17 protein-coding genes are annotated in these 14,886 nt (G+C 36.7%); 8 read left to right on the forward strand and 9 right to left on the reverse strand.

What is annotated here, in order from left to right; translation table 11 throughout:
• Positions 1-19: 19 nt before the first annotated feature.
• The 4 genes from ACJML3_RS06805 to pdxJ form a co-directional block, all read right to left on the reverse strand.
• Positions 20-565, reverse strand: a complete 546-nt coding sequence (locus ACJML3_RS06805; protein ID WP_406021789.1) for a hypothetical protein — start codon at positions 563-565, stop codon at positions 20-22.
• A 90-nt stretch (positions 566-655) separates the two neighbouring features.
• Complete coding sequence (locus tag ACJML3_RS06810; protein ID WP_406021791.1) at positions 656-1,456, reverse strand: alpha/beta fold hydrolase; 801 nt, start codon at positions 1,454-1,456, stop codon at positions 656-658.
• Between the two features lie 22 nt (positions 1,457-1,478).
• Positions 1,479-2,129 (reverse strand): 3,4-dihydroxy-2-butanone-4-phosphate synthase, encoded by a 651-nt coding sequence (gene ribB / locus ACJML3_RS06815; protein WP_406021793.1) that lies wholly within the window; start codon positions 2,127-2,129, stop codon positions 1,479-1,481.
• 15 nt (positions 2,130-2,144) lie between these two features.
• A complete protein-coding gene (pdxJ, locus tag ACJML3_RS06820) occupies positions 2,145-2,882 on the reverse strand; it encodes a pyridoxine 5'-phosphate synthase (RefSeq protein WP_331853674.1) in 738 nt (245 codons plus the stop codon).
• A 154-nt stretch (positions 2,883-3,036) separates the two neighbouring features.
• Between pdxJ and ACJML3_RS06825 the strand changes: the two genes are divergently transcribed.
• The gene (locus ACJML3_RS06825; RefSeq protein ID WP_406021795.1) at positions 3,037-4,584 is read left to right on the forward strand and encodes a carboxylesterase/lipase family protein; all 1,548 of its coding nucleotides are present in this window, start codon (positions 3,037-3,039) and stop codon (positions 4,582-4,584) included.
• A 33-nt stretch (positions 4,585-4,617) separates the two neighbouring features.
• On the opposite strand, the gene ACJML3_RS06830 is transcribed toward ACJML3_RS06825, so the two are convergent.
• From ACJML3_RS06830 to hslR, 3 genes are read right to left on the reverse strand one after another with little or no spacing between them, the layout of a single operon-like run.
• The gene (locus ACJML3_RS06830; protein WP_406021797.1) at positions 4,618-5,787 is read right to left on the reverse strand and encodes an MFS transporter; all 1,170 of its coding nucleotides are present in this window, start codon (positions 5,785-5,787) and stop codon (positions 4,618-4,620) included.
• Positions 5,788-6,660 carry an Hsp33 family molecular chaperone HslO gene (locus ACJML3_RS06835; RefSeq protein WP_406021799.1) on the reverse strand — a complete coding sequence of 291 codons (873 nt, stop codon included), beginning with the start codon at positions 6,658-6,660 and terminating at the stop codon, positions 5,788-5,790.
• 1 nt (position 6,661) lies between these two features.
• The gene (hslR, locus tag ACJML3_RS06840) at positions 6,662-7,066 is read right to left on the reverse strand and encodes a ribosome-associated heat shock protein Hsp15 (protein WP_406021801.1); all 405 of its coding nucleotides are present in this window, start codon (positions 7,064-7,066) and stop codon (positions 6,662-6,664) included.
• A gap of 75 nt (positions 7,067-7,141) precedes the next feature.
• Here hslR and nudE point away from each other — a divergent pair, with 75 nt between their 5' ends.
• The 5 genes from nudE to ACJML3_RS06865 all read left to right on the forward strand — a co-directional run bounded on the left by nudE (position 7,142) and on the right by ACJML3_RS06865 (position 12,151).
• Entirely contained in the window at positions 7,142-7,708 is a 567-nt protein-coding gene (gene nudE, locus ACJML3_RS06845; protein ID WP_406021803.1) for an ADP compounds hydrolase NudE, read from the forward strand.
• A gap of 120 nt (positions 7,709-7,828) precedes the next feature.
• Positions 7,829-8,737 carry an ornithine carbamoyltransferase gene (locus ACJML3_RS06850; protein WP_406021813.1) on the forward strand — a complete coding sequence of 303 codons (909 nt, stop codon included), beginning with the start codon at positions 7,829-7,831 and terminating at the stop codon, positions 8,735-8,737.
• A gap of 18 nt (positions 8,738-8,755) precedes the next feature.
• Positions 8,756-9,985: an argininosuccinate synthase gene (locus tag ACJML3_RS06855; protein ID WP_219937173.1), complete on the forward strand. Its 1,230-nt coding sequence runs from the start codon at positions 8,756-8,758 to the stop codon at positions 9,983-9,985.
• A 287-nt stretch (positions 9,986-10,272) separates the two neighbouring features.
• The gene (argH, locus tag ACJML3_RS06860) at positions 10,273-11,652 is read left to right on the forward strand and encodes an argininosuccinate lyase (RefSeq protein ID WP_406021806.1); all 1,380 of its coding nucleotides are present in this window, start codon (positions 10,273-10,275) and stop codon (positions 11,650-11,652) included.
• Positions 11,653-11,824: 172 nt separating this feature from the next.
• Positions 11,825-12,151: a P-II family nitrogen regulator gene (locus ACJML3_RS06865; RefSeq protein ID WP_406021808.1), complete on the forward strand. Its 327-nt coding sequence runs from the start codon at positions 11,825-11,827 to the stop codon at positions 12,149-12,151.
• Between the two features lie 8 nt (positions 12,152-12,159).
• Here ACJML3_RS06865 and dut read toward each other — a convergent pair whose 3' ends face one another.
• On the reverse strand, positions 12,160-12,615 hold the full coding sequence (gene dut, locus ACJML3_RS06870; protein ID WP_219937170.1) for a dUTP diphosphatase: 456 nt from the start codon (positions 12,613-12,615) through the stop codon (positions 12,160-12,162).
• Between the two features lies 1 nt (position 12,616).
• Positions 12,617-13,930 (reverse strand): bifunctional phosphopantothenoylcysteine decarboxylase/phosphopantothenate--cysteine ligase CoaBC, encoded by a 1,314-nt coding sequence (gene coaBC / locus ACJML3_RS06875; RefSeq protein ID WP_406021810.1) that lies wholly within the window; start codon positions 13,928-13,930, stop codon positions 12,617-12,619.
• Positions 13,931-14,297: 367 nt separating this feature from the next.
• Between coaBC and rpmB the strand changes: the two genes are divergently transcribed.
• Together rpmB and rpmG are read left to right on the forward strand one after the other, a co-directional pair.
• On the forward strand, positions 14,298-14,534 hold the full coding sequence (rpmB, locus tag ACJML3_RS06880) for a 50S ribosomal protein L28 (RefSeq protein WP_219937168.1): 237 nt from the start codon (positions 14,298-14,300) through the stop codon (positions 14,532-14,534).
• Positions 14,535-14,545: 11 nt separating this feature from the next.
• Positions 14,546-14,716 carry a 50S ribosomal protein L33 gene (gene rpmG, locus ACJML3_RS06885; RefSeq protein WP_021889297.1) on the forward strand — a complete coding sequence of 57 codons (171 nt, stop codon included), beginning with the start codon at positions 14,546-14,548 and terminating at the stop codon, positions 14,714-14,716.
• Positions 14,717-14,886: the final 170 nt, after the last annotated feature.

Below are 14,886 nucleotides of genomic sequence, written 5' to 3' on the forward strand. Positions count from 1 at the left end.
AACTCTTGTTCACAATTAGTTAACTCTGAATATCGAGCATTGTACCGATATTATTAGATGGAAGGGAGCTATTGTAAGTCTTTGCAATAGCTTTTCCTGAAAAGCCTTGACCTTTCTTTCTCTTCTTTTCAAACTCATCGGAGTAGTTTGCTCCGTTATTAGCTCCAAAAGAACCACCTAAAGCAGCCTTCATCTGACCTATTCCTTCAATAGGTGACTGTAAGGACTGCCCTGATGTACTAGTAGTCGAAGAAGCTCCTTTAGCAGAATTACCTTCTTTTGCTTCCTTTGTGCCAGCAGTTTCCTTTTTATCAGTTTTATTCTCTTTATTTACTGATTTATCGTTATGGGATTTGATAATTGTTTCAGCTTGAATAAATAAAGAGCTCTGAGCTGGATTTGTCTGTGATTGACCTTGAGCAACTGAATTATTTGGATTTGAGTTTGCACTTTGGTTTAATTGTGGAATGGTTTCTTTTGCAAGCGCATCTCTACGAGCTTCCTGCGCAGCATGCGGGAAACTTGTATTGACAACATTTGAAATGGCAGAGCTTGCAACGTCCATTTTTAAAAGCCTATAGATACAATTATGGGTTACCTATTATATCGGCAATCTTTTATAAAAAATTTAGAAAAATAAATCCTTTAAATTCAATTAATTAGATTTTTTTAAGAAAAGATTGATAACTTTTTTAAAGTTTTCTGGTTCTGATAGGAAAGGCATATGCGCTGAATCTTGAAGAACAGAGCATACATGATAAGGAGGTTGTATCAGATGTTTTGCAAGATCTGGAAGGACAAGTCTATCCTTAGCTCCAAATATGTGAAGACAAGGAATTTTGATGGCATTAAATGCTTCTCTGTGGTCTGCATAAGCCATTTTATGTAAACCTGCTACTAGTACATCCTTATCAATATCTCCCATAGCATCAAAAGACTCTATCATAAACTGCTTGTTTTCTTTAGATAGAATGCTGCTTTGAGATTGCATCATAAAGAAAAGCTTTATAGATCTAGTGTTTTTACCCTCGTCAAAAAGTTTTAAACACTTGAGTACATATTTATAGTCAAAGCCTGGCCAGTTAGGATCGGCAGGGAATCTTGGTGAACCGCAGACTGATATGTACTTGTCAATTTTGCCGTTTGTATCCATAGCGCAGGCTCTACAGCACGCTAAAGTGCTAAGAGACCATGACATCAGAATAGAGTTCTTTGGAAGGGTATTTAGAATGAGATTTGCAGTTTGTCTTGTTGAATCGGCAAAAAGCTTTAAATGAGATGATTTGCCATATCCTGGCATATCGATAAGTAAAACTCGATACTCATCTTTAAACAGCTCTGCTATGGGCTTTAGAAAATTTGCATCTGTAGCCCATCCTGGAAGGACAGCCAGCACCTTTGCATTAGGATCACCATATTCTGAATATCCTAAAGTGAAATTATCAGTTGCATTCATTGTACTGGCCGCTTATAAGCTATTAAACGTTCTTTGCTTTTCTGTATTCAATTAAATCTTCAACAGAAAGAACAGTTAAATCATGCTCTAGTGCAAAGTGAGTTACTCTAGGTAATTTAGCCATCTGGCCATCAGGAGCACAAAGCTCGCATAAGATACCTGCAGGAGCAAGACCAGCAAGACGAGCTAAATCGACAGATGCTTCAGTGTGACCATCACGCTCTAAAACACCACCATTCTTAGCAACAAGAGGGAACATGTGACCAGGTCTTGCAAGATCTTCTGGCTTACCATTTGGATTGATAACAGCTTTAATAGCCTTAACTCTATCAGATGCTGAAACACCTGTTGTTACGCCATGAGCAGCATCAACAGAAACTGTAAATGCAGTGCCATAGGTTGAAGTATTCTTTTCAACCATCATGTTAAGGCCCATACGCTTTGCCTGCTCTTCCTTGATACAAACGCAAACAATACCAGAACACTCTCTGATCATAAAAGCCATCTGAGCATCTGTTACAGTCTGTGCAGCGTAGATAAGATCACCTTCGTTTTCACGATTTGCATTATCAACAACAAGGATACCTCTGCCACATCTTAAAGCTTCAAGACCAGCTTCTACACGGTCAATTGCTGTTTCACCAAATGTTTTTAGTAAATTAGAAAAATTCATGATTGCCTCTGTAGGTTAAGAATTGTGTCTAGCCTGTACCATGATATCTTTCATGGTTTTTACAGCTTCATTAAGACCAGTGAATATGGCTCTTGCAATAATGCTATGTCCGATATTCAGCTCATTCATCTGAGGAATTGCGGCAATAGCTGCTACATTGTTGTAATTTAAGCCGTGACCTGAGTTTACACCAAGTCCAACACTGTCAGCATAAGCTGCCATTTCGGTTAAAACTTTTAATTCATGATTTAATTCTTTTTCATTGGTAGCATTTGCATAGCGACCAGTATGGAACTCAATATAAGGGGCTCCTGCTTTTACTGCAGCATCGATCTGCTCTTTTACAGGATCAATAAATAAAGAACAAACAGTGCCCACATTATCAAGCTTTTCAATAGCTTTGGAAATCTTTGCAAAATTACCTACAACATCAAGACCGCCTTCTGTTGTAACTTCCTCGCGACGCTCTGGTACCATACAAACTTTTTGAGGTGCTAATGCGACAGCAATTGCAAGAATATCATCAGCAACAGCCATTTCAAGGTTTAAAGATGTCTTTACTGTTTCTCTGATGATTCGAACATCTCTGTCTGTGATATGTCTTCTATCTTCTCTTAAATGAGTTGTAATGCTATCTGCTCCAGCTAGCTCTGCAATTGCAGCTGCTGTTACAGGATCAGGATAATTTGTACCACGTGCATTTCTTACTGTTGCAACATGGTCAATATTTACGCCTAAGTAAATTGGTTTCATTTTTATAGTCCAAAAATAAATAAACTTGGTAATTATAGCGTGAACTAGTTCATGTTTTTTTTTAAGTGCAAAAAAAAATCAATATAAATGAATAAATGTTTTCTATCTTTAATGAGAATGGACTAAAAAACAACGTTTGTTTTCAAGGAACACTATGAAACGGATTTTCATTTTAATTGTATTTTTACCTTTTTTTGCAAATGCTACTCCTATAGTTGATTCTAAGGTAGGAACAATTTCTGGAGTAGAAACTGACAAAGCTTATATATATAAAGGTATTCCATATGCAAAAGCTGCAATAGGCGATTTGAGATTTGCTCCTCCTGTAAAAGCTGATAGATTTACAGGAGAATTCAAGGCTGAAAAATTCTGCAAGATTCCTATTCAATCTCCATTTATGGACTATCCAAAACTTAATGGTGAAGGTGTAGATTCTTTATGTCTTAATGTATATACACCAAAAGGAGCAAAGATAAATGACAAGTATCCTGTATATATGTGGATTTATGGCGGTGCATTTGTAGGTGGTGCATCAAGTCTTCCTCTGTATGATGGTTCTGAATTTGCAAAAGATGGAATAGTGTTTGTTAGCATAAATTACCGTCTAGGTGCTGAAGGATTCTATTCATCGAAATCGACAAAACAACTGTATGGAACAACAGGAAACTGGGGGCTTCTAGATATGATTCTTGCTTTAAACTGGATCAAAGACAATATTAAATATTTTGGAGGTGATCCTGATAATGTAACAATAGGAGGAGAGTCAGCAGGAGCTTTTTCTGTATCTGCTCTTGTTTTATCACCATTAACAAAAGACCTTTTTAAAAAGGCTGTAATGGAAAGTGGAACCATACTGTCATATCCTTTTGTTAGCATGAATCAGAATGATAACCAGCTGATTGCATATGGTCATTCAGAAAAGCTTAATAATAAGTTTGATATAAAAGATACATTGTCTGGTCTTGCTGAATTGAGAAAAATTTCTCCTGAGATATTGAGTAACTACTGTCCACTTGATTTGGGTTTTAATAATAAGGATGGTTCATATCTGATACCTAATTTTGATGGTTATGTGATTCCTTATGAGCCATATGAATCATTGAAAAATGGAGAATTCAATAATGTTGATATACTGCTTGGCTATAACACAAATGAAGGAACAATGTTTGTGCCTCCTTCAGTAACAGAAAAGCAGCTTGATTCTGTTATTACATATCATCATAAGAAAAATAGTTCAAATAGAATCAATAAACTTTATTCAGGTGAAATTTATCAGAATCCATACGACAGAAGCTGTGAATATATAGGAGATATTGCATTCAATTTAGGCATGAAGATCTTTGCTGACAATATCAGTAGAACGAATAAGGTATATATGTACCATTTTGATTATGCTCCTGAATATGTGATGCGTACTCCATATAAAGTAGGTCATGCAAGTGAAATAGCCTATGTATTCAATAATCTTCAAAAGAATGCAACAAAAACTCAAAGACAAGTTGCTGATGTTTTTCACAGGAGAGTTGTAAACTTTATAAAAACAGGAAATCCTAATACTGATGGAAATACAGAAGAAAAAATAATATGGAACACATATGAAAAGAATAATCCCTCTGTATTCAGAATTTCAGATAGACAACATATGGAGTCATTTAAGCTAAAGGACAGATTAGAAATTCTTGAATCGGAACTGTTCAAATAAGAATTAACAAAGGCTATTTTGGTAGCCTTTTCTTCATTGAATATTTTTATTTCTTATCAGAATGATTAGCAGTGTTGCTAATAACATCGCAGGGAAGGTGAAATATGTTAGAGCAAGCTGAAGCCCAATATAATCACCAAGCCATCCTATAAAAACTGATAAGACATATCCTATTCCAAAAGTGAATCCGAGCATAATTGAAGTTGCAAATGAATCAGAATTTGGCAACATTCTTTGTGCCCAAACTATGGCAGGTGGTGTTGCACCGTACATACCAAAACCAGCTACGAATATACTTACATAAGACAATAAAGAATCGTCCGCTCTTAAAAGAAAGACAATCATAGAAATAATTGTCAAAGAATATGAGCCGAGGATTAAAGTAGGAATCTTTATTCTCTTAGAAAACTGACCAATAATAAAACCACCAATTGCAGTACCTAAAAGTAATGTCATCAGAATAGCTGATGCTGTAACAGGAGGCATTCCTTTAGAACTATATAAAAGAGGTATATAGATTACCAGTGAGCAGTAGCATATTGCTCTTAATCCAATAGACATAGTTAATGATACGAATGGAATATTGGTAATTATCTGCTTTAATGAAAGGGCATTCGCTTTTGATTGAATAACTGGTCTTGTATATAGCTTTAGTCTGAATAAAAGAACTGTCACCAGAATAGGAACTACAGCAAGAAATATCAGTTTTTCAGGAGTAAAATAGTTAAGGTAGATAGCTGTCAGGAATGGAGCAACAGCAAATCCTACATTTCCTCCGACAATGAAGATGGAAGTTGAATAAACTTCTTTTCCTTTTGGGCTTACATAAGGTACAAATCCACCTGCAACAGGATGGAAAAATGACGACAAGATTCCTGATAGAAATACTATCATTACAAGCATCAATTCACTGTTACAAATACCTACTGTACAAGCAAGTAAGCTACCAAGCAGAACTGATAATGGTAAAAAGATACCAAGATCCTTTCTATCAGCAATAAGACCTATAGGCGCTTGCAGAAAAGATGCTGAAATCTGGAAAACCATATAAAGCAGACCGCACTGAGAATATGAAAAACCAAATTTAAGTGCAAGAATAGGAAGCATTACCGGAAGCAGATTTAAATAAAAATCGCTTGTAAAGTGAGCAATGCTTAAAGACCAGACTTTTGCCATGGATGTCTGGTTTGTAGATAGTGTCATTTACTGATTCTTCTGATGAACTAGATTTAATAATTCTTCTTTTGTAAATGTATATGTCTTGTTGCAATGCTGGCATGTTATGGATGTCACCTCATTGCTATTTGCCATATCTAGTAACTCTGAAGATGGAATTTCAGATAAAGCATTCAGGCATCTATCCTTTGAGCAGATACACTTATATAAAACCTCATTTTGTCCGAATACTTTAACTTCCTCATGAGCAAATAATCTTGCAAGGTTCTGTTCTAATGAAAGATTGAAAAGCTCATCTTCTGTTATGGTATCAGCAAGAACTGATAGATCTTCTAAAGATTCAATGTTTTTATCGATTTCAGGAATAATCTGAAGAAGAATACCACCAGACTGAAAATCTTTAAGATCAGTTCTGATGAAGAATCTGGTTGGTAACTGCTGAGAATCTCTAAAGTAATCCTCTAAAGTTGCACTGATTGATTCAGGATTTATTGCAACAATACCCTGCCATTTAGGGCCGTCTTTTGGAAAAACTGAAAGAACAAGAACACTTTTGCTTCCACATAAATCAAGAAGAGTATCAGAGTCAGTTACAGTTGCGTTCTCATTGAGTGCTGCAGAACCGTAAAAAGACAGATCCTGTCTAATATTGATAAGGGCATATTTAAGTTTTGTTTCTGCAGTTCCCCTAATCTGAACCATGATTTCAGATCCGTCTTTTAATGTTGATGCAACAAGAACAGAAGAAACAGCAAGTTCCATAAGAACTTTTTTTACTGCTAATGGATAGCTGTCATGGAGAAGATCTTCAAAAGGTTTCTTTAATTTTACAATTTCGCCTCTGACACCGTGATTGTCGAAGATGAATCTTTCCAATGAATTATGTTCAAAGCTCTGCATTTTAATTGTTTCCATATTTTATATTTAATAGTGCTCGTCTTTCTTTTTTGTTTGGCTTCTCATCAGGATGAGGTGCTAACAGGGCATTCATTTTAATCTGTTCTAACTGTTTTTCCCTATTTTTGACACTTTCTTCGGTTTCTTTATAAAGTGTTGCTGCTACGGTTGCAGGTCCACGAACGTCAGAGATCTTCAGTATTTCTACTTCCTTTCTGACGTTACCCTGAAGAACTTTTACAATTGCACCTACTTCAACAGTTCTAGATGGTTTAGCCTTGACTCCGTTATAGTCAACCTTTCCACCATCTATCATTTGTCTTGCAAGTGATCTTGTTTTATAGAATCTTGCAGCCCAAAGCCATTTGTCCAAACGGACTTCTTTTGATGATGAATTATTATCAGTCATGCTGTAATTTTTACATGAATTAAATAAAAACGTTATACAATGTGATAATTATAGCAAAATTTAGAGATTCAATTTATGGATTTAAGTGCACTATCAAGACAGCTGCCAGAGATACTTTCTAGAAAAAAGCAGAAAGTATCAAGAATATTTACTGTTGAAGAATTAGATCTAAAGTTTTCAAATAGCTCCCGTATGACCTACGAGAGAATTGCCGGAGGGAATGGCGCTGTTATGGCAATTCCTTTTGATGGCAGTTTCTTTTATCTCACCTCTGAATATGCATGTGGCTTTGAAAGATATGAATTAGGTTTTGTTAAAGGCAAAATAGATGATGGCGAAGATCCAGTTAATGCATGCATTCGAGAAATGAAAGAAGAGATTGGATTCGGTGCTAAAAATATTATTCCTTTAAAAAAGGAAATGACCTTAGCTCCAGGAATGCTTATGCTCAGGATGCATACTTTTTTGTGCACAGATCTATATGAATCAAGACTTGATGGAGATGAACCCGAGCCTATATCTATCATTAAAGTAAGTATAAAAGAAGCAAAAGATCTTATTTTTGATTACGATTCTCCACTAACAGAATCTCGTGCTATAGCATCATTGACACTTGCTTTGCATAAATTAAATGCGATTTAGTGTAAATTTGCCCTTTTTTGTGGCAAAATACCTTTTTAAATTATATTTTTTTTATTTTGGTACAATGTCAACTCCGAAAAGAGAGTTTTTTGTTTGTTCCGCCGCATTAGGAGCTTTATGATGCGTCATTTATTAACAGGCTTTGAATTCAGCCAAGATGAATATCTAGATATTTTAGAAACCGCCTCAGCAATGAAGAAGGATCCTGCAAAATTCAGACAGGAACTAGCAGGTCGGTCTGGCGCTATCATGTTCGAAAAGCCTTCATTAAGAACAAGAACAACCTTTGAACTTGCTTTCTATCGTTTAAGTGGTCATGGTGTATATCTTGATCTCCAGAATGGCGAGTTAGGTAAGAGAGAGACAATCGCTGATTACTCAAGAAACTTATGTCGTTGGGTAGACTGTCTTGTTGGCAGAGTATTTTCTCAGCGTACCCTTGAAGAGTTAGCTCAGTATGGTTCAGTGCCAGTTATTAATGCCTTATCTGATTTATATCATCCAGCTCAGGCAATGGCTGACTATATGACTATTCAGGAACACCTAGGTAAGATTAAAGGTGTAAAGGTTGCATACGTTGGTGACGGTAACAATGTTACCAATTCTCTGTTTGTAGCTGGTGCTATTTTAGGTGCTAATGTTACAAGTTTTAACCCAGAGAACTGCACTCCAGATGCAGTTGTTTTCTCTAAGGCATCAGAAATTGCAAGAAAGAATGGTTGCACAATTGCTGTTGAAAACGATATCAGCAAGTTAAAAGATTTTGATGTGGTTTACACTGATACTTGGGTATCAATGGGTGATAATACACCACTTGATGCTGTAAGAAAGAAGTTTAATCCATATCAGGTAAATAAGGATCTGGTTGATCAGTCCGGTGCTCAGATTGTTATGCACTGTCTGCCAGCTCACCGTGGTTATGAAATCACTGATGAGGTAATGGATGGTAACAAGTCTGTTGTATTTGATGAGGCTGAAAACCGTTTACATATTCACATGGCAGTACTTGCCAAACTAATTAATGCTTAATTTTTGAGGAATAAAGCAATGTTAAAACAGGAAAACAAACACTACAAAAAAGTAGTTTTGGCTTATTCTGGCGGTCTAGACACTTCAACCATCGTGCCTTGGCTTAAAGAGAATTATGGTGATTGTGAAGTAGTATGCTTTGTAGCTGACGTTGGTCAGGAGCGTGATGACCTAGAAGGTATCGAGCAGAAGGCTATTGCTTCAGGTGCTAGCAAGTGCATTGTAAAAGATTTACGTGATGATTTCGTAAAAGACTATGTTTTCGAAATGATGAAGACTGGTGCTTTATACGAAGGTGAGTATTTATTAGGTACTGCTATTGCTCGTCCTATCATTGCAAAGGCAATGGTTGAGTGTGCTTTAGAAGAAGGCGCAGATGCTATTGCTCACGGTGCTACCGGTAAGGGTAACGATCAGGTTCGTTTTGAATCTGCAGTTGCAGCTTTAGCTCCTGAGTTAGATGTTATCGCTCCATGGCGTATTTGGGATATGCAGTCTCGTGAAGAGTTATTAGCTTACTGTGAGGCTCACAATGTTCCATGTAAGGCTACTTTAAAGAAGATTTATAGCCGTGATGCTAACTGCTTACACATCTCAACAGAGGGTGGTGAGTTAGAGAATACCTGGAATGCACCTTCAGAGAACGTATGGGTATGGACTACCGATCCAGAGAAGGCTCCAAATACTCCAGAGACATTTGAGTTAACCATTAAGAACGGTTTAGTAACCGAGATTAACGGTAAGGAAATGACTCCATTTGATATCATCACTCAGTTAAATGAGATCGGTGCTCGTCACGGTGTAGGTCGTATCGATATTACTGAGAACCGCTTAGTTGGTATGAAGTCTCGTGGTTGCTATGAGACCCCAGGTGGTACCATTATTTATAAGGCAATTCGTGCTATTGAGCAGTTAGTTTTAGATAAGGCAACTCGCGTATTCCGTGAGCACTTAGCTGTAGAATTTGCTCAGTTAGTATATGATGGCCGCTGGTTCACTCGTTTACGCGAGATCTTATTAGCTGCTGCTGATAACATTGCTAAGGATGTTAACGGTAAGGTTGTTATTAAGTTATACAAGGGCAACATCGATGTAATCCAGAAGGATTCACCTAATAGCTTATTCAACTTTGATTTCGTAACATTCGGTGCTGATGACGTATATAGCCAGGCTGATGCTGATGGCTTCATCCGCTTATACTCATTACCAAGCAGAATCCGTGCTATCAACTCAAAGAATCAGAAATAATCTGAACTAATCCGTATTTAAATTAAAGCCCCTAACTTTTAGTTAAGGGCTTTCTTTTTAGTAGACTATCTTACTATCCTGCATCTGAAGAAGAATTTATAAATTGATTATCTGTTAAAGCTTGGTACTCCTAAGCGTTAATTTGCCTATATCTGAAATTCTGTCTTTCGTATTTAATCTTTGAAAAAATCTTTCTTAATAGTCCTTAATAATGCATTTTTTTATTCAAAATTTCTTATTTCGTGCTATCCTTTTGCAATCTAATTATTTTTGTTTTGGAGTAATTTATGGCTTTATGGGGCGGAAGGTTCACTCAAGGACCAGATCAGAGATTTAAGGATTACAACGATTCATTAAAGTTTGATTATCGTATGGCCTTAGAGGATATAGAAGGTTCTATCGCATGGGCTGATGCAATTTTTAAAGCAGGTGTTTTAACAGAACAGGAAAACACTGATTTGAAAAAAGCTTTGAATGAATTATTAGCAGAAGTTGAAAAGGATATTGATTCAATAGCTACTGCAGGCGATGAAGATATTCATTCATATGTTGAGCGCCGTCTGATTGAAAAAGTAGGTAATTTAGGTAAGAAATTACATACAGGTAGAAGCCGTAATGATCAGGTTGCTTTAGATTTAAAACTCTGGTGCAGAAAAGCAGTTTCAGATGCTTTACAGTCAATTACAAAGTTACAAAAAGAGCTTGTTAAAGTTGCATCAGAGAATCAGGGTAAGATTTTTCCAGGATATACTCACCTTCAGAGAGCACAGCCTGTTACTTTCGCTCACTGGGTATTAGCATACAACCAGATGTTTGAGCGCGATTATCAGCGTCTGTTAAATGCAAAAGCTTTAATGGGTACATGTCCACTAGGTTCAGCTGCTCTAGCTGGTACAGCCTATGATGTAGATCGTGAAGCTTTAGCTCATGATTTAGGCTTTGATAGAGCAACTTCTAATTCTTTAGATGCAGTTTCAGATCGTGACCATGTAATGGAACTATTGTCTGTAGCTTCAATTTCAATGGTTCATCTTTCAAGACTAGCTGAAGATTTAATCATCTATAACAGTGGAGAAGCTAAGTTCGTAGAGCTATCTGACAAAGTTACATCAGGCTCATCTTTAATGCCTCAGAAAAAGAATCCAGATGCTTTAGAGCTTATCCGTGGTAAATGCGGTCGTGTTGTTGGTGCTCTTACAGGTATGTTAGTAACTGTAAAGGCTCTTCCTTTAGCATACGATAAGGATTTACAGGAAGATAAAGAAAGACTGTTTGATGCAATGGATACCTGGATTGACAGTCTTGATATGACTACTCTTGTATTTGAAGGCATTAAACTGAATGAACAGAATGCAATCGATGCTGCTAAGGGTGGTTACTCAAATGCAACAGAACTTGCAGATTATCTAGTAGGTAAGGGCATTCCTTTCCGTGAGGCTCATTCTATTGTTGGTAGAATTGTTCTATATGCTATTTCAAAGCAGAAAGCATTAGAAGATATGGATGTTTCTGAGTACAAAGAGTTTTCTGATGTAATCTCTGATGATGTATATCCAGTTCTTCAGTTAGAGAATATTCTAGCAAAACGTAACATCAAAGGTGGTGTAGCACCTGCTCAGACCAAAATTGAGCTTGAAATTTTAACCAAGCAGTTATCTGAGAGATAATCATATTTACCGCCCTTTTATAGGGCGGTACTATCCTTTTTTAGAGCAAAATTCCCAATTCTTATATTATTACGCCCGTCTTTAGTGCATTTTCTAGTTTTAACCTTATATAACCTTAATATGTAGGTAAGACCTCTGGAAATATAAAATATAACAAACAGGAGGAATACCTATGTTAGCAATTACAGCTTTTTTAAGACCAGAAAAAGTCATGGATGTTCAAGATGCATTACATGCTAAAGGATTTTATGCCTTATCAAAGGTAACTGTTTCAGGTAGAGGTAAAGAGCAGGGAATAAAAGTAGGTGAAGTTCTTTACCAGGAAATGACAAAATGTATGCTTTATATTGTTGTATCTGAAGATGAAAAGGACCTTGTTGTCCGGACCATCATCCAGGCTGGTATGACAGGAGATAAAGGAAATCCAGGTGATGGCAAGATCTTTGTATCTCCAGTCTATGAATCATATACAATCAGTACACAGTCTTTAGATATATAACATCAAAATTATATTCCTGTAGAGCCAAAACCTCCTTCTCCTCTGCAGGAAACATCATCAAAGCTGTCTGTAATTTCAAATTTTGGATGTAGTACTGGTACAAATAGCATTTGTGCAACCCTATCTCCAACGCAGATTTTAAAAGGTTCATTTGAATGATTCCACAAAGGCATCATTAATGGGCCTTGGTAGTCTGCGTCAATAACTCCGGTTAGATTGCTAAGAACAATTCCATGTTTATATCCAAGACCAGATCTAGGTACAATCAAAGCTGTTACGTTAGGATCTGCAATATACATGGAAAAGCCAGTTTTAACCATTCTAACCTCACCTGGATTCAAGATAAAATCGCTATCCTCCATAGCTCTCAAATCCATTCCTGCTGACATATCAGTCTGATAGTTTGGTAAAGGAAAATCTTTTCCTAATCTGTTATCAAGTATTTTAATTTTTATATTCAGCATATTACTTTTTCGCTGCGTTGAAGATAAGTTCAAGTAGTGATGTAGCAACGACCTGTTTATTTTGCTTTTCTATGTGAGCAACCAATCCGTCTTTATCGTAGACAGACACTTCGTTATCGTCGCTGTTAAAGCCGATTCCTTTGTTTGAAACATCGTTGAGAATAACCATGTCCAAGCCTTTCTTTACAATCTTCTTTTTTGCATTTTCTTCAAGATTATCAGTTTCTGCTGCAAATCCAACTGTAAATGGTCTATTAGCCTCTCTATTGCCGACAGTTGCAATAATATCAGGGTTTTGAACAAGCTTCAGAGTAAGACCTTCTTCTCCATCTTTTTTCTTAATCTTGTTTTTGCTTATGCTCTCAACTCTAAAATCACCGACTGCGGCACATCCTATGAAAATATCAGCTTCATTTACATATGATTCAACAGCATTGAGCATTTCTACAGCTGAGCGAACAGAAATTCTTTTTACTCCCAGAGGAACATTTAGGTTAACAGGACCTGATATCAGTGTAACGTTAGCTCCCATTAGCTGAGCCATATGAGCAAGGGCATATCCCATCTTACCAGAGCTGTGATTTGTTATATAACGAACAGGATCAATTTCTTCAATTGTTGGGCCTGCCGTTATAAGGACATTGAAGCCTGCACCAAAGGATTTTGGAAGAAGTTTAGTTTGGGTAAGCTCTAGTATCTGCTGCGGTGCAGGAAGCTTTTCTTGATGATTCTCGATTCCAATCTTTGTATGAGGAAGTTTTTCAAGATCCTGAGAGAAGATTGCAAGAATATCTTCATATATTTCCTCAGGCTCCTTCATTCTTCCATCGCCGGAAGTTCCGCAAGCAAGATCACCACTGTCTGGAGATAGTATATACATACCTCTTAAAGCTAGTAACTGCAGGTTCTCCTGAGTAGCTACGTTATGGTACATATTTGTATTCATAGCAGGGGCAATAACTTTTTTACAGTTAGCTGCAAGCATTACTGCACAAAGCATATTATCAGCAAAGCCATGAGCAAATTTTGCAATAGAATTAGCTGTAGCAGGAGCTACAACAATCATGTCTGCATCGTTTGATAGTGCTATATGAGATATGTCTTTAGAGTCTTCAAAAATATTAACGCTTACGCTGTGGCCTGATAATGCTTCGAAAGTTTCTTTTCCAACAAGCTTAGTTGCACTTTCAGTCATTACCACATAGACCTGGGCGCCACCCTTTACAAGAAGACGGCATAAAGTGCATGCTTTATATGCTGCGATGCCTCCGGTTACACCTAAAACGATCTTTCGATTTTTAAGCTGTGTATCCATTTTTATCTCCTTTATTGTTAAATTTTTAGTTTTTTTTATTTTCTAAGATTAATTAATGGTGACTACTCTTTGATTATACAAGGGATTATCTAAAATTTATCTGAGTAATTTTTTCAACGTTGATCTGTGACATAATAATGGTATATAATTCACAGTTACCACGAACAACTGTAGCATTAATCACATTAATTGCTACGTAGTCGAAGTCATGTATCGTAAAAAGTTGCCTCAAAAATTAAATTTTTTGGGGATATAGTCTTCTTTTGTGTTAGAATACGTGCACTTTGTTTAACCAATTTTTTATCTCTCATAGATTTATCTATGTATTGAGATGTGTTTTTTTATTTTTTTTGGAGTGTGAGCTAACATGTCCAGAGTTTGCCAAGTTACGGGCAAGCGCCCAGCAGTGGGTAACCTACGTTCCCACGCAAAGAATGCGGCTAAGCGTCGTTTTCTACCAAACTTAAAGTTTCACCGTTTTTGGGTTGAGAGCGAAGGTCGTTTTGTAAGACTACGTGTAACCACCAAAGCAATGCGTATTATTGATAAGAATGGCATCGAAGCTGTTCTTGCAGATATGCGTGCTAAAGGCGTTAGAGTTTAAAGGAGACTAAAATGGCTAAGAAAGGCGGTCGTGAAAAGATTCGTTTAAATTCAACTGCAGGTACTGGTCACTTTTACACCACTGACAAGAACCGTCGTACAACTCCTGGTAAGATGGAGATGATGAAGTACGATCCAGTTGTTCGTCAGCACGTACTTTACAAGGAAGGCAAGATTAAATAATCTTGTTATGAACTTTTGCAAAAGTTTATATCCTAAACTCCGCAGGTCATAGTTACTAATTTTTGACCTGCTTTTTAGGGTAAGCAATTTTAAACAGATCAAAGAGATCTCTAGTTTTCTTAGGGATCTCTTTTACTATCCAAACACCGCGTCCAGCAGGCTTAGATGCC

Origin of the sequence: Succinivibrio sp., from assembly GCF_045124615.1 — a bacterium.
GTDB lineage: Bacteria > Pseudomonadota > Gammaproteobacteria > Enterobacterales > Succinivibrionaceae > Succinivibrio > Succinivibrio faecicola.

Coding starts and splice junctions, on each gene's coding strand:
- ACJML3_RS06805 (WP_406021789.1), bottom strand. CDS start 565: ATGGACGTTGCAAGCTCTGCCATTTCAAATGTTGTCAATACAAGTTTC.
- ACJML3_RS06810 (WP_406021791.1), bottom strand. CDS start 1,456: ATGAATGCAACTGATAATTTCACTTTAGGATATTCAGAATATGGTGAT.
- ribB (WP_406021793.1), bottom strand. CDS start 2,129: ATGAATTTTTCTAATTTACTAAAAACATTTGGTGAAACAGCAATTGAC.
- pdxJ (WP_331853674.1), bottom strand. CDS start 2,882: ATGAAACCAATTTACTTAGGCGTAAATATTGACCATGTTGCAACAGTA.
- ACJML3_RS06825 (WP_406021795.1), top strand. CDS start 3,037: ATGAAACGGATTTTCATTTTAATTGTATTTTTACCTTTTTTTGCAAAT.
- ACJML3_RS06830 (WP_406021797.1), bottom strand. CDS start 5,787: ATGACACTATCTACAAACCAGACATCCATGGCAAAAGTCTGGTCTTTA.
- ACJML3_RS06835 (WP_406021799.1), bottom strand. CDS start 6,660: ATGCAGAGCTTTGAACATAATTCATTGGAAAGATTCATCTTCGACAAT.
- hslR (WP_406021801.1), bottom strand. CDS start 7,066: ATGACTGATAATAATTCATCATCAAAAGAAGTCCGTTTGGACAAATGG.
- nudE (WP_406021803.1), top strand. CDS start 7,142: ATGGATTTAAGTGCACTATCAAGACAGCTGCCAGAGATACTTTCTAGA.
- ACJML3_RS06850 (WP_406021813.1), top strand. CDS start 7,829: ATGCGTCATTTATTAACAGGCTTTGAATTCAGCCAAGATGAATATCTA.
- ACJML3_RS06855 (WP_219937173.1), top strand. CDS start 8,756: ATGTTAAAACAGGAAAACAAACACTACAAAAAAGTAGTTTTGGCTTAT.
- argH (WP_406021806.1), top strand. CDS start 10,273: ATGGCTTTATGGGGCGGAAGGTTCACTCAAGGACCAGATCAGAGATTT.
- ACJML3_RS06865 (WP_406021808.1), top strand. CDS start 11,825: ATGTTAGCAATTACAGCTTTTTTAAGACCAGAAAAAGTCATGGATGTT.
- dut (WP_219937170.1), bottom strand. CDS start 12,615: ATGCTGAATATAAAAATTAAAATACTTGATAACAGATTAGGAAAAGAT.
- coaBC (WP_406021810.1), bottom strand. CDS start 13,930: ATGGATACACAGCTTAAAAATCGAAAGATCGTTTTAGGTGTAACCGGA.
- rpmB (WP_219937168.1), top strand. CDS start 14,298: ATGTCCAGAGTTTGCCAAGTTACGGGCAAGCGCCCAGCAGTGGGTAAC.
- rpmG (WP_021889297.1), top strand. CDS start 14,546: ATGGCTAAGAAAGGCGGTCGTGAAAAGATTCGTTTAAATTCAACTGCA.